Annotated in this window: 11 protein-coding genes; 2 read left to right on the forward strand and 9 right to left on the reverse strand. The window is 55.6% G+C overall.

Going from position 1 to position 14506, the window contains the following annotated elements:
• Window positions 1–63 precede the first annotated feature (63 nt).
• On the forward strand, window positions 64–981 hold the full coding sequence (locus tag NST96_RS21010) for a LysR family transcriptional regulator (protein WP_024983904.1): 918 nt from the start codon (window positions 64–66) through the stop codon (window positions 979–981).
• 112 nt (window positions 982–1093) lie between these two features.
• Here the strand turns inward: NST96_RS21010 and NST96_RS21015 are convergent, their stop codons facing one another.
• The 9 genes from NST96_RS21015 to NST96_RS21055 all read right to left on the reverse strand — a co-directional run bounded on the left by NST96_RS21015 (window position 1094) and on the right by NST96_RS21055 (window position 13333).
• Window positions 1094–1798, reverse strand: a complete 705-nt coding sequence (locus NST96_RS21015) for an aspartate/glutamate racemase family protein (RefSeq protein ID WP_024983903.1) — start codon at window positions 1796–1798, stop codon at window positions 1094–1096.
• 44 nt (window positions 1799–1842) lie between these two features.
• Window positions 1843–2580 (reverse strand): PIG-L deacetylase family protein, encoded by a 738-nt coding sequence (locus NST96_RS21020; RefSeq protein WP_024983902.1) that lies wholly within the window; start codon window positions 2578–2580, stop codon window positions 1843–1845.
• Between the two features lie 10 nt (window positions 2581–2590).
• The gene (locus NST96_RS21025; RefSeq protein WP_122957877.1) at window positions 2591–3646 is read right to left on the reverse strand and encodes a BadF/BadG/BcrA/BcrD ATPase family protein; all 1056 of its coding nucleotides are present in this window, start codon (window positions 3644–3646) and stop codon (window positions 2591–2593) included.
• On the reverse strand, window positions 3646–5154 hold the full coding sequence (gene argH / locus NST96_RS21030) for an argininosuccinate lyase (RefSeq protein ID WP_003388917.1): 1509 nt from the start codon (window positions 5152–5154) through the stop codon (window positions 3646–3648). The genes NST96_RS21025 and argH overlap by 1 nt, the downstream gene beginning before the upstream one ends.
• A gap of 177 nt (window positions 5155–5331) precedes the next feature.
• Window positions 5332–7881, reverse strand: coding sequence for an NEW3 domain-containing protein (locus tag NST96_RS21035; protein WP_327925775.1), 2550 nt, complete (start codon window positions 7879–7881; stop codon window positions 5332–5334).
• 185 nt (window positions 7882–8066) lie between these two features.
• The gene (locus tag NST96_RS21040) at window positions 8067–9794 is read right to left on the reverse strand and encodes an iron ABC transporter permease (protein WP_003388914.1); all 1728 of its coding nucleotides are present in this window, start codon (window positions 9792–9794) and stop codon (window positions 8067–8069) included.
• Between the two features lie 12 nt (window positions 9795–9806).
• Entirely contained in the window at window positions 9807–10883 is a 1077-nt protein-coding gene (locus NST96_RS21045; protein WP_342404470.1) for an ABC transporter ATP-binding protein, read from the reverse strand.
• 123 nt (window positions 10884–11006) lie between these two features.
• Entirely contained in the window at window positions 11007–12131 is a 1125-nt protein-coding gene (locus NST96_RS21050; protein ID WP_024983899.1) for an extracellular solute-binding protein, read from the reverse strand.
• A 23-nt stretch (window positions 12132–12154) separates the two neighbouring features.
• On the reverse strand, window positions 12155–13333 hold the full coding sequence (locus NST96_RS21055; protein WP_003388910.1) for an ROK family transcriptional regulator: 1179 nt from the start codon (window positions 13331–13333) through the stop codon (window positions 12155–12157).
• Between the two features lie 305 nt (window positions 13334–13638).
• Between NST96_RS21055 and NST96_RS21060 the strand changes: the two genes are divergently transcribed.
• On the forward strand, window positions 13639–14454 hold the full coding sequence (locus tag NST96_RS21060; RefSeq protein WP_024983898.1) for an alpha/beta hydrolase: 816 nt from the start codon (window positions 13639–13641) through the stop codon (window positions 14452–14454).
• Window positions 14455–14506: the final 52 nt, after the last annotated feature.

Raw genomic sequence — 14506 nt, forward strand, 5'->3', positions numbered from 1 at the left:
CAATCGCCAGTTTCCGATTATAATGATTACTGAAAGTGATGATAACTGCGGGGAGAGGGATACATGGAGCTGCGACAATTGGAGTACTTTATCGCTGTTTGCGAGGAGATGCATTTTTCCAGGGCATCCGAGAAGCTTTGCACCACACAGTCCAATCTCAGCCAACAGATCAAGCTTTTGGAGAGCGAGTTAGGCGTCCCGCTCTTTGATCGCATGGGTAAAAGAATCGCGATGACAGAAGCAGGCAAAGTGTTGCTGGAACAAAGCCGCCATGTTTTTTCCCATCTTGCCTATGCCCGCGACGCCATTGCCGAAATGAAAAATGTGCAAGGCGGAACGCTCACGATCGGGGTTCTGCCCGGAGATGCGGATCTTCTCTTTGATGCTCTGCTTGTGGAATTCCACCGAACCTACCCGCAATTGTCTTTATCCGTCATCGAATCCACGAAGGTTTTGGAGCAGGTCATCAGCGGCACTATCGACATTGGCGTCACGACCACGCCTCCCCCCGCTGAACGAATGACCGTGCTGCCGTTATTTCACGAAGAATTTGCCTTGGCTATCCGTGCAGACCACCCGCTCGCCAAGGAAAAAGCGATCCCCTTTGCCGGGCTGCAGCACTTGAAAATGGTGATGTTTCCCCCGGATCATCAAGTCAGGCAAGTGATCAGCCGTTATTGTCTCCAGGAAGGTTTCCGTCTGCAGCCGCATATCGAAACGACCACCCTGTCCTCTCTGCTCACACTGGTGGAGCAGGGGATCGGTGCATGCGTACTGCCCCGACTGCTGCTGGAAAATCTCAACCGAAAAGAGATCGCGATCATCTCGCTTCTGGATCCGACGCCTTGCCAGGACATCTGTATCGTCCATCGTTCGGACAGATACATGGGATTTGCAGCCCGAACGTTTATCGATACGTTGACTGCCTATATCCAGACAGCGATCGCCCATACCAAAAAACACTCCAAATCGGTTACATAAGCTGCCGGATAAGGTCAGCAAAGCCTTAGCCGCTTTTCGAACAGGTCGAAAACGCGGACTCTCCATAATCGGCTGCCACAAAAAAGGAGGGGATTGCGTCATCCCCTCCTTTTTATTCGGCATCGTCCCCGAGAGCGTAGCGGACAGCGGCTTCCGCGTGAATCCGGGTGGTGTCAAAAACGGGCACGGCACAGTCTTGCTGCCCGATCAAAAGGCCGATTTCCGTGCAGCCCAGGATGATTCCCTCGGCCCCCTGCTCGATCAGGCGTCGGATTATTTCCAGATACCTGCCTTTCGACTCTTCCCGGATTACTCCCTGGCATAGCTCCGTGTAAATAATTTCATGCACGGCTTCCCGTTCCTCCGCAGAAGGAATGAGCACGTCCAAGCCGTGCTTGTCCCTCAGCCTTCCCGTGTAAAACTCCTCTTCCATCGTAAAACGGGTGGCAAGCAGGCCCACTCTCGTTAAACCGGCAGCCTTGATGGAGTGAGCCGTAGCGTCAGCGATATGGATAAAGGGAAGCGGGACGAGTGTCTCGATCTTCTCCGCGACCTTGTGCATCGTATTTGTGCAAAGCACAATCATATCGGCACCGGCGGCCTCCAGTCTTTGGGCTGCACGCACCATTTCCCGGCCCAGTTCCGCCCATTCTCCCTGATGCTGCAAATGCGCAATTTCTGCGAAATCAACGGAGAACAGCAGGCATTTGGCAGAATGCAAATTTCCTCTTTCCGCCTTTACGGCCTCATTCAGCAAACGATAATACACCGCGGAGGACTCCCAGCTCATCCCGCCGATCAATCCAATCGTCTTCATTAGCCCGCTCCCCCTTCACCAATTTGTTTTCCCTTAGTATAAGTCTACAGGTGGATCAAGGGAATCTCTTTCTCGGGGGAAACCGGAGTGACGGCCCTGCCTCTCTCTCGTACCAGTGTATAGTATTCGTAACAACCGATTACGCTGCTGTCTCCGTTCATTACGCCCGGATAAGCCCGATTGACCGAGTATTCCTGGCTTTGATGCGCACGCAGCGCTTCCGCTTTTTGTTCACGGTATAGCGTGATGTCCACCTTTCCTGTAATGGGGACGGCCGGCCTCGGTCCCTTGTCGGGGCAATGGTCGTAGTAATGCGGAATGGATACGAAATAGAGCGAGGGGTATTCCCCGTTTTGCAGTTGCTGTTCCGCCCGTTCCACTGCGGCAACGGTAGCATTGGAGGCGGCGATATGATCGGGATGCCCGGTCACGCCGTCCGGCGGAAACGTGACTACCACGTTTGGTTTCCAATCCACGATCAACTGGCAAATGCGCTCTGCAAGCTCTTCCGGCTCCACTGCTGACAATCCGCCATCCGGATAACGGAGTAGCTCCAGCTTTCCGATCCCCAAAACGTCGGCTGCACGCGCAAGCTCCTGCTCCCGATGCCGGGCCAGCTCTTCCCGGCAGTTGATGGGAAACGGACCAGGACGCCCCTTGCAGCCGGACGTGACGCAAACGAGACACGTTTCATGTCCAGCGTCCCGGCACCTTGCCAATGTTCCGGCACATGCAAAAGATTCGTCGTCGGGATGGGGAAACACAAACATCCATCGTTTCATGCTTTTCACCTCAATGTCTCTCGGTTCTCCCTTTGAGATATGCCAATCCTTTGGCGATTACACCGTAAATAGGTTCGTTTTGAGCCTTGTCGATCACAACCTGGGGAGCCGCCGAGCGGATTCGCTGCATGACGATCGAACGGACCCGCTCATCGTTTTGCAAGACGCCTCCCTGAAGGATCATTTTGAACGGCTCTCTGCCCATGCCCAGCCGCTCCATCACTGCTTTGGCCGCAAGAAACAGCTCTTCTCCCGCCCTCTCCAAAATGCCGAGGGCAACAGAGTCTCCACGGTCGGCTGCCTGGCTGACGAGAAGAGAGAGCTCCCCGAGCTTGTCGACGGAGTATTCCGAACCGTATGTCCAGTTAAACAGCTCTTCTACGTGAGCAAGACCGATATGCGGCAGCAGCAGGTCTGTCAGTACAGTCTGGCTTCCGCGTCCATCCGCTGCCCTCAGCACAGCCGTAACGGCCTGTTTGCCGATCCAGTAGCCGCTCCCTTCGTCTCCGACCCGATGGCCCCAACCGCCTGATCGGGCCGTTTCGCCAGCCTTGTTGACACCGAAGGCGATCGAACCGGTACCAGCAATGACGAGAATTCCCGGCTCCCCGTTTGTGGCCCCCAAAAGGGCGGCGAAGCCGTCGTTTTCCACCAGCAAATGGCGCACATGTACTTGCAGCTTTTGCAAGACGGCAACCACCATTTCCGTAATCACGCGCCGGTCGTATTCGGTATCCAGTCCGGCCAGTCCAAACACCGCGCATTCAATTTCCAGCGTTTCCTTCCCAAGCGCAGGGCTGTTCTCCCGAGTCTGGCGATCGCTGGAGCGGCGAGTCGATGGAGGTTCGTCTGCGCTCGCTGTCTCCTGCCGGACTCCGGCTTCCTGCAGCGCTGCCCGTATCGCCGCCTCCAGCTCCCGGGCTGCCAGCTCTTTGCCAATCCCCTGGTAGTTGCAGGAGCCCGCACGACCCGTAGCCACGATCTGTTGCGAGTCGTCAACCAATACGGCCAGACACTTTGTTCCCCCGCCGTCTACGGCCAAGAGGGGAATGCGTGTCACGGTCATCATGCTTCACTCCATTCGGACGTGATCTGATCAAGATAGCTCATAGCTTGCCGAACTGTTTCCTTCTCCGCTGCAAGCCAGGCCGAGTCGGTTTGGCCTTCTTGCTTGCGATGGGTGATCATGCGTCTCATTTCATCTGGGCTGGGACCCCCGGGTAGCTTGCGGATCGCCACAAAATGAACGGGATCAAGCGCCTGCCTGAGCTCTTGCTCGGTCAGACTCATGTTTCTTCCGATAACGGCCTGTGCCGCCTCCTGAACGAGATCGAGCCCGATCTCATCGGCCCGAAGTCCGCGTGCCATCGCTTCTTTTACCACTCTGCTGACGATGTGGTGGGAGGTGCGGAAAGACAGGCGGTCCGTCCGAACAAGGGTATCAGCCAGCTCCGTTACCGTGGCAAAGCTGCCCTTGGCCCGCTCCAGCAAGCCCTGTTTGTTGACGTCCATCGTCCCTACCACGCAGGCCATCAGCCGGTACATCTGATCGAGGACAGACAGGCTGCGCCATGCGTACGGCTGCATGTCGTCCTCCGTATCGACGATGTCGCCGAACGGAGTGTTGTGCATCATCGTCAAAACGGTACTGGCGTTGCCAGCCGCCGACGACAGCAGGGACCGCATGTGTTCGAAAGAGACGGGATTTCGCTTCTGCGGCATGATCGAACTGATCTGTACATAGGGGCTTGCCACTTTCAATACGGCAAACTCCTGTGTACACCACTGCAGCATATCCTGAACGGTACGTCCCAGGTTGATCGATGCCAGCTGCACAGCCGTAGCGACTTCACCCAAATAGTCGGCGCCTCCGATCGCATCGTATGCATTCTCTACCAGCTCGTCAAAGGCCAGCAGCTTCATCACCCGCTCCCGGCTGATCGGGAAACCGGACGTCGTCAGTGCTGCCGCCCCCATCGGGCTGCGGTTGCAGGTCCGATACGCGCTGATCAGCCTGCGGATATCCCGCGTCAGCGAATCGACCACGGCCATGATATAGTGGGCCATGGTCGTCGGCTGAGCCTGCTGTGTATGCGTATACCCGATCATGACCGTTTCCGCGTGTTCATCTGCAAACCGGAGCAATTGCTCTTTCAGGGCGATAGCTGACGATAGTGTCACCAGCAATTTCTCGCGCAGTACCATGCGATAAATGGTGACACCCATGTCATTGCGGCTGCGGGCCAGATGCAGATTGCCCGCGACGTCACCCGCCAGCTCCAGAAGCTTGCTCTCCACCTGAAAGAACAAATCCTCAAATTGTCCCGTGTACGAGGAGCGACGCAGCTCTTCCAGATCGATGCCGCGCAGCGAACGGGCGATCTGTTTGGCCTCTCCATCCGTGATCAGCTCCTGCTCGCGAAGCATGATGAGATGGGCCTTGTTGATCGCCATCATCGGCGTCAAAAGATGGGTTTTGGCTTCCGTAAAGGCTGGCTCCAATACTGCTTCGACATACGTCTTTCCAGGGAAGTGGTCCCCCTCCTGCTGAAAGATCCGTTCTTTGGTATCCATCGGTGTTTCTCCTTCCGGCCATTTCTTTATTTTTTAGAGGATATACGTTCTTCGGTTAAAGCTTCCCCAAGGCTGGAAACAGGGAGGACAGCCGGCAAACGGCAGCCTCCCGCTTCTCTCGCCTTTCTTGTCTGCGTCGGGTATCCCGCATTTTCTTTGCGATCGCTTGCTGTATATTTATTGCTTCAGACTGGCCATGTTGACAAACAGCCGGATCGCCCCCGGCACCAGCGCAGGTATTTCACGGTACCAGACGAGCGAGCTGTACGTATACGTCCCTTTTCCGTATGTGGCGGTGAGGAACGTACCGGTAAACTCCTTCTCGCCCGGATCGCCGTTTTTGATCAGCTCCACATATTCCTTCGCCCATTTGGACGGATTGTAGGCGGAACGGTCCTGAATCCAATGATTCCAGTCTTCGTCCGTGATTTTGTTGGGCGTGTTGAAGATCGGATGCTCAGGCGCCAGCATCGTCACTTTGGAATTCTCGTCCGTCACGCGCCATTGGATCAGCGGCGTCCCGATGGTGATCGGATACGGCGCCAGCTCCGGCTTCCATTTGTCTTCCGGCTTGTGGTACTGCACCACCAGGTTGCCTCCGTCCTCCACGTATTTGAGCAGGCGGGCATTGCTCGGAATCAGCTCCGGCCGGAATCCGTAGGCGCGGATGCCCAGCACGATCGAATCGTACTGACTCAGATCGCCCGATTCGATGTCTTTGGCGCTGAGCGAAACGACGTCCACCCCGACTTGGCGCAAGTATTGGTCGATGTTGTCAAAGCCGCTGGAGACGTACCCGACCTTCAAGCCCTCCGGCACGTTCAGATCAAAGGCCTGGATCGCAACCTCTGCCGGTTGGACAAAGTATGTGGTGCCGATATGCGGATAGCGGATCACCTGGGCGCCTTGGCGGCTTTCCTTTCCGTTTCCGCGGGCGACAGCCGTTACCTTGTATTGGCCCGGCTTTACCGAAGATCCCGGCTTCACCGTAAACGCTGCCGATTTGGTCTCACCTTTGGCCGCGAAGGAAACAGGCACGGACTTCGGTTCAGCAGACCAGCCATCCGGCAGCTCCAGCGAAATGGCGGAATTGGCTGCTCCCGGATTGTAGTTTTTGACTGTCACCTTGACCGAGATCGGCTCTTCCGGCTTGAGCGTATTCAGCACGGTCGCGCCCGGGCTGACCGACAGGGCAAAGCCGGGCAGCACGGCCACCGCGTCAGCAGGAACGACGTGAGTGACAGAAGCCGTTTCAAAGGCAGTGACCGCAACATCCGCCGTGATCAAAGGCTCTTGATACGGCTGGAACAAAGACGCGTTGCTTGGCACCGTCACCTCGAATTCGGCTTTTGCCGTCTGGTTATATCCGAGACCGTTTACGCTGGTCGGACCTGTTGCCCGCGCCTTCCATCCTTCCGGGACATGCAAGCTCAGCTTCACCTGACTCCATTTCACCTGGCCGCCATTATAAGCCGTTACGGTTACTTTGGCCGTCTGTCCCGCGACCAGCTCGCCCGTCTCCGGGCGCACCTTGGCTACGAGCGACAACGCTTCCGCACTCGCTTTGCTGAGCTGGTTTTCTTTTACCTCCAGCCGATGCAGCACATCCTGCTTCACTGCACGCTCCAGACCGGATGCCTCCACAACCGCCTTTGTTTTCCTGACGTCGGCCAGCATCGCGTGGACTTCTTCTGCCACCCTGGCGAAGCTCGGATAGGCGGCGATCACCCGGTCGGCATCCTTTTGCAGCGCGGACAGCTCCGCTGCCAGCTTGCCACCGCCTGCGGCTTTCTTCACTTCCTCGGCAAGATCGTCAAATGTATAGGCAATGCCTTCAAAGAAATCGGGTTCTTTTTCCTTTGCTGTGTTCCCTGTATTCTCCGGGACGACCGACTTTTCCAGCTTGTAGTAATTGTAGCTCGGGCCTTCATCATAGTGCCGCCCCATCCCCTGGCTCTTGTGCATAAACCGGGATTCCTCGCCCAGTTGCAGATACGAGGCTCCGTAAATCTCGTCATACTCGCCTACAGGCACTCTGACGTCATAGTCCTTTGCCGACGCCGGGACGTACAGCTTTTTGACCTGCCACGGCGAAAGCCCCTGGGCCAGATGCTCGGGAAACACGCTCGGGTCGGCTGCGTCCTCAAACGCTCTGACCGTGATGACATTGATGGCGCGATGATGTCCGTGCGTAGACGGCTCGTTCAGGAAAGCGGGAATGACTACGTCAGGTCTCAGCTCCCGGATTTTCCGGATCAGCCGTTCATAGACCTCCTCTTCTCCCCATTTGGAAAGGGTCTCGTCCGGGCTTTTGGAGAAGCCGAAATCGTAGACGGGATCATCAATCTGTTCGCTGAGGATGCCCAGCGTCACATTGGTGACCTTGGACGCCTCCTGCAGCTCCCTCGTGCGGATGATGCCGAGCGCATTGCCCAGCTCGCTGCCGATCTCGTTCTGTCCGCCTTCGCCGCGATTGGCGATGATGCTGGACGTGTCCACTCCCTTGCCCAGCGACAGGTACGCCAGCATTGCGCTGTGCTCGTCGTCGGGATGCGCGCCTGTGTTCATGGCGCTGGCAATCGTGGTCAGCGGCTTGATCGCTTTCCACAGGTCGACGACACCGCGGTCGGCATGAGCGGTCTGGGGCGCCAGCGGCAGGACGAGACTGCCGGCCAGCGCGACGGCTGTAGTGACGGAAAACAGCTTGGCAAAAGTCCCCTTTTTCAATGAACCCTCCTCCATTTCCTCTGTAAGATGATCTATCTGCAGGAAATTCCTGCATTATCAATCATGGCCTTCATGCAGGGGAGTTCATGCTGTCGCCACGGATTGACCCATAGAAGCAAAACGGAAATGCACGAGTAATCAAAGCGCCAACAGTTGACGGCGGACTTGCTAGGCATCTTGCCTGTTTAAACCGCCGTTCCCGCCTTGTCGCCGGTCAGTTTTCTGGAGACGAACAGCACGATGATGATCACGACGATTTGCAAGACGCCGTATGCACATGCCGTACCGAATTCAAAGGAGTACATCTTTTGGAAAATCGCCACGGAAAGAGGCGTTGTCCGCGGGGTAAAGATCAGAATAGATGCCACGAACTCGCCGATACACTGGACAAACGCGAGCAAGGTACCGGCCAGTATCCCGCCGAACGCCATCGGAAAGACAACCCGCCGGAAGCTGTACCACCACGTAGCCCCCAGGTTTCGCGCCGCCTCTTCGACAGACGGGTCCATCTGCATCAGCGTAGCCGACGTCGAACGGAACACGAGCGGCAGATGGCGGACAAAGTAGGCAAGCGGGATAATCCAGAAGGTGCCGATCAACACCTGGTTGAAGCTGAACACGGTCGGCTCGCTGAAGGCTGCGATCAGGTTGACCGCCACGACCGTCCCAGGCAGTGCCCAGGGCAGCATAATCAGGACGTCCAGCAATGTCTTTCCGCGAAAACGCAGCCTTACCATCGCATAGGCTGCCGCCACCCCGAACAGGACGATCCCGATTGTGGCAATCGCGCTCAGCTCCAAGCTGTTCATGATCGGACGCCAGGTTTTCTTGTCGGTAAACAAGTCGAGATAATGATCCACCGTATACTTTGGCGGCAATATCTGGACCGTCCACGTGCCGTCCACGGAGAAGGAAATCAAAACGAGCACCAAAATGGGCAGCATCAGGATGACGATGCCGATAAAAGCCAGCACGATCGAGATATAGCGGCCTGTCTTGCTTTTGATTTCCGTTCTGTGCACGCTGACGCCCTTGCTCTGGTTTTGATAATTCCGCGCTCCCTGATACCAGCGCATCAACAGGAGGAAGGCTACCGACACGATCGACAAAATCGTCGATTGCGCCGCCGCCATGTCCAGGTCTCCATTCGTTCGGGAGAGATAAATTTGCATCGTCATCGTCCGGTCGATTCCGAAGATGAGCGGGGCCGTGTAGGACGCCATCGAAATCATGAACACCAGCAGGGACGAGGCGACCAGCGCAGGGGTGAGCATCGGCAAAATGACTCTCCGCCAAACGGTAAAACGCCCTGCCCCAAGGCTTGCGGCTGCTTCCTCCAGAGACGGGTCAAGCCCCTTGATCGCCGCCGACGCGGTCATGAAGAAATACGTGTACATCGTAAAGGTGTGAACGACGACAACACCCCAGATCCCTTTCAAGGAAAACGGCACTTGGGCCAGGCCGAACAATTCCTTGAACGCCCGTGGGAAAATGCCGCTCTCACCGTACAAAAACGTAAACGAGAGCACCCCGATCAGCGGCGGCAGGGCCATCGGCACCAAGGCAAGCACCGATAGGATTTTTCGCCCCGGAAATTCGTAGCGCTCCAGCAAAAAAGCCATCGTCACTCCGACAATTCCGCAACTGATGACGCTCAGGACGGATATATAAATGCTGGTCCACAACGCCTCCAGATTGGCCGTATGCTCCAGACTGAAGAAGCGGACGTAGTTTTTCCACGTCGTCTCGCCATCGATGTGGACGCTGGCGACAAACGTTTCCCAGAGCGGGTAAATGACATACGCCAGCAAGATCAAAAACAGCGGCGAAACCAGTACATACACAAATGCCGGCGAAGAGGTAAACGACATTCGCCTTGCGGGTGCCGATCCTGGCTGCAGTTCTGCTCTCATCGCTTTTCCTCCTTATCCGGCAAAATAGATGCTGTTCTTTGGAATGTGCAGGGAAATGGCCTCCCCGGGCTGTTTGACAGCGCTTCCTTCATTGATAAACATGCTCCTCAACTGGTGGGGTCCGACGCTGGTCACGTAGTTGACGCATGCACCGGTAAACTCGGCAAGCGCCACGGTTCCTCTCACCACGTTCTCACCGTCCGCTCCCGCACTTTCCCGAACCGCTTCGGGACGAATCGAAAGCGCTACCTTTTCTCCGACCGCCAAACGAACCTGCGGGGATGCCTGCTGCAAGGAGCCGCACAGGGAGATGTCGGGCGTCACCTGCACATAGACGTTTTGGCCCTCAATTCCTGTCACTGTCGCTTCCCACAGATTGGTTTCGCCGATAAAGGACGCGACGAAGCGGTTCACCGGCCGGTGGTAGATCTCGTGCGGCGTGCCGATCTGCTGCATCACTCCGCTGTTCATGACCATGATGCGGTCTGACATCGACATCGCCTCCGCCTGGTCGTGCGTCACGTAAATGGTGGTGATGCCCAGCTCCATTTGCAGGCGCTTGATTTCATAACGGGTCTCTTCCCGCAGCTTCGCGTCCAGGTTGGACAGCGGTTCGTCGAGCAGCAGGATTTGCGGCTCGATGACGAGGGCACGGGCGAGAGCAACACGCTGCTGCTGTCCGCCGGACAATTGGTCGATCCGGCGTTCTCCGTACCCATCGAGACGGACCAGCTTCATGATCCTCTCCACGCGTTCTTTGATGTCGGCTTTCGCCATTTTTCGAACCTGCAAGCCAAAGGCAATATTTTCAAACACCGTCATATGCGGAAACAGGGCGTAGTTTTGGAAAACCATCCCGGTATTGCGCTTGTTGGGCGGCAGCATCGTCACATCCTGGCTGCCGAACGAGATGCGCCCTTCCGTCGGGTAGTAAAAGCCGGCGATCATTCTGAGGGTAGTCGTCTTCCCGCAGCCGCTGGGGCCCAAAAACGTGAAGAATTCTCCTGATTCGATATGAATGTGGACATCTTCTACCCCTTTGGCCTTTCCAAATCGCTTGTGTACGTGATCCAGTGTTACGCTGCTCATCAGGTGTCCTCCCTAAAAAAAATGGGCCCGGTCCGGAAGTGATCGCATAAAGACCACCTCTATGCAAGAGCCAGACGGAGCGACTTGTGTGCCTCCCCGTCTGGTCGCTGTCCGTGAAACCGGTTACTTCTTTCCTTTTCCTTTGATGTTTTCGTCCCAATGCTGCATCCATTCTTTTTCTTTTTCCGCCATGACCTTCCAATCCAGCTCCAGCGGCTTCAGCTCGAGGTTTTTCATGAAGTCAGGCAGATCGTCCTTGTTGATGTCCGTGCGGGACGGGAACTGGAAGCGCTCCTTGGCAAGCTGGGCGGCAATTTCCGGACTGAACAGGAATTCGTAAAACTTCTTGGCCGCGTCCGCGTTTTTCGCGCCTTTGATCAAGCCGACGCCGTCTACGAGGATCGGTGCCCCGCTCTTTGGATAGACGAAGTCGTATGGATGGTTGTTCTGTTTGCTCTGAATCAGTACGTCTTGCAGATTCCACAGAGAGATGACGCCTTCCTGGCGGTCCAGCTTGAGGTAGAGGTTGGTCGGGTCCTGGGTGTATTCCTTGGTGTTGGCGTCAAGCTTTTTAAGCCACTCGTAGCCTTTTTCCGGGGTGTCTGGTCCTTGTCGGTAGATCATGGCAGAGTAGATGGTCCTCATCGTTCCCGATGGCAGAACGTTGCGGATTACGATTTTATCCTTGTACTTGGGATCGATCAGCTCATCCCAGTCTTGCGGAACTTCCTCCGGCTTGAGCGCCTCGGAGTTGTACATGATGACCTCCGGCAGCAGCATTTCTCCATACCAGCGATCCTGCGGGTCCTTGTACAAATCCGGAATCTTGTCGGCAAACGTCGGCTTGTAAGGTTCCAGCAAGCCCTCATCCGCCGCCGTGCTCAGAGCGGACTGCGTGCCGCCCCACCAGAAATCGGCCTGCGGATTGGCTTTTTCGGCGCGTACGCGTTCCAGAATCTGCTGCGCTCCCATCTCCAGCGTCTCCACTTCGATATTCGGATACTTTTCATTGAACTTGGGCAGGACGATTTCGAAGATGTTCTTGTCGCGTGCGGTGTAAATGATCAGCTTCTGGTCGCCTTCCGGTTCGGCAGGCTTCGCTTCGCCGGACGGCTGCCCGCCAGTATTGTTGCTGTCTGCCGGCTTCGCCTCCTGTCCGCCGCCGGAGCACGCCGCAACCGTCAGGGCCAGCGAGCTGGCAAACACGCCTCGCATCCATTTTTTCAGTGTGCTGTTGGACTGTTTCAAAACAAACTCCCCCTTTTTTTCTGTTACCTGTCCAGCAGTCTCGTGGACGGGAACGCCTCTAAAACGCTGTGGACGGCACCGATCAAGCCCGCCTGTTCGCCAAGAGCAGCCTTTTCCAGACGAGGCGCTACGGGCACCCACTCACTTAGCCAATCGGAAATCCGCTTCACCCCTTTATCATCGATATGGACCATCTCCCCGCTCAGGATCAACAGCTCCGGGTTCAGGATGCTGACAATATTGGCTATTCCGTATGCCCAGTTGAGGTACACTTCGTCCAGAAGTCGGACGGCTTCCTCGTGTCCTTTCTCGGCGTACCGAATCAGCTCTTTTATGACACTCGACCCTTCCTGAAGGTCAGAGAGAAATCCCTTGGCCTTGCATGCGATGCCGGGAGCGGAATAATGCGTCTCGAAAACACCCGACGCTCCGTCCTTTCTGGAATTGGCGGGACCGATCATCATGAAGCCGATCTCCCCTGCCGCTTCCCGGCTCCCACGGTAAAACTGTCCGTCCAGGATGATGCCGGAGCCGATCCCGGTGCCTACATACATGTAGACGACCGTGCTGTGGCCGACCCCGACGCCGCGGACGTACTCACCCAGGGTCATCATGTTTACGTCGTTGTCGATGATGACAGGCAGCCCGAGGCGCTCCTCGATGGTCTTCTGGATTGGCGAGCCCATCCAGCCTGTGCTGGGCGAAAAGCTGACCGTACCGCTCCCGCGCTGGGTAACGCCGGGCAGGCCGACACCGATCCCGAGCAGCCGGTCAGCGGGAAGACTGCTTTCCTCCAGCAGCCGCTCCAGCCCTTGGGCCAAATCCTCGATCACCAGCTCCCCGTTTCCAGGCTGTGACAGCCGCTTCTGATAACGCCCCAAAAACCGTCCTTTCAGATCAGCTACTGCCATATCCAGCGTGGAGCCTTCGAACACAGCCCCGGCAATCGCGTATGCCTGATAGTTGTACTCGAGCAAAATCGGCTTGCGGCCGCCGCGCGAATCTCCCATGCCTACCTCGTGCAGGAGGCCTTCCTGAATCATTTCATCGACGAGGGCCGACACACACGGACGGCTGAGCTGCGTCTCCTTGGAAAGGTCGGCGCGGGAAATTTGTCCATGCAAAATGACCTGCTGCAATATCTCTTCCTTGTTCCACTTTTTGACAAGCTTGCTGCTGCCTGTTCTTTTTGAAGAACGCACGCTTTGCCATTCACCACCAAAGAGTTAGTTAATTTAACTAACAAAGTTATCCAAATTATACCTGTTATAGGCTGAATAGTCAAACTCTTTAGATGTATATGACGGTAGGGACAAAAACAGCTCCTTGGATCGCAGGGAAGAGCTCTTACGTTATCGCACATTTCTCGTTATCAAGCAGAGTCAAGCGATATGCCAAATAGCTGTACACAAATTTTTAAATCATGACAAAAGTTGTCACTATTATCCGTTACAGTTGGCTTGCCATCAAATTTTGTTCAATTCGGAAGGGAAAGGGAGGAAAGGACATGCTTTTTGCAAAAGACAATCGATTGCCAACAAGAAAATACTTTCAATCGGGAAAGATGAAGCTCTCATACCTTGATTTCGGGGGTGAGGGTGAAGAAATTTTACTGATGCTGCACGGACATATGAACGATGCCAGAACCTACTCAGACTTCGCCTCCAAAATCGAGGGTTGGCGGGTGATCGGTTTGGACCAACGCGGACATGGCTGGAGTGAGCACTCTCCCGATCTGGATTACTCCAGAGAAAGCTACCTGAATGATATTTTTAGCCTTATTGACACGGAGCTTGGCGGACAGCCTGTCACCATACTGGGGCATTCTTTAGGCGGAGTAAACGGCTATCAATTTGCTGCACGTTATCCTGAACTCGTCAGAGCCGTTATTGTGGAAGACATCGGTGTCGAGATCAATGCCGACATGTCCTTTGCCGAAAAGCTCCCCAGCCGTTCCGCTTCACTGGAGGAACTGAGAGCATCATTGGAGCGCGCAGGGGTTAGAGCCATTGATTACTTTTCGGAAAGCGTGTTTGAGGATGAACAGGGCTGGGGATTTCGCTCCGACTTAAGAGGGATGAATATTTCTACACAAAACATAAATGGTGTCTGGTGGGAAGACTGGCTGTCCTCTACTTGCCCCATTTTGCTTATTCACGGAAAAAAAAGCTTTGTCATGGATATTCATCAGGCCAAGCTTATGGTTTCCCGCAGGCCCAATACAAAGCTTGAAGTTTTTGAAGAATGCGGTCACGGTGTCCACTCTGATGACCCGAATGGCTTCTATCGGGCAGTGCGGGATTTTCTCGATGGACTACGGTAAAACAGGCTAGCTGTCAGTGCTTAGCTTAGCTTAGCTTAGCTTAACTTAGCTT

Origin of the sequence: Brevibacillus sp. FSL K6-2834, from assembly GCF_038592925.1 — a bacterium.
In the GTDB taxonomy this organism is placed as follows: Bacteria; Bacillota; Bacilli; order Brevibacillales; family Brevibacillaceae; genus Brevibacillus; species Brevibacillus borstelensis.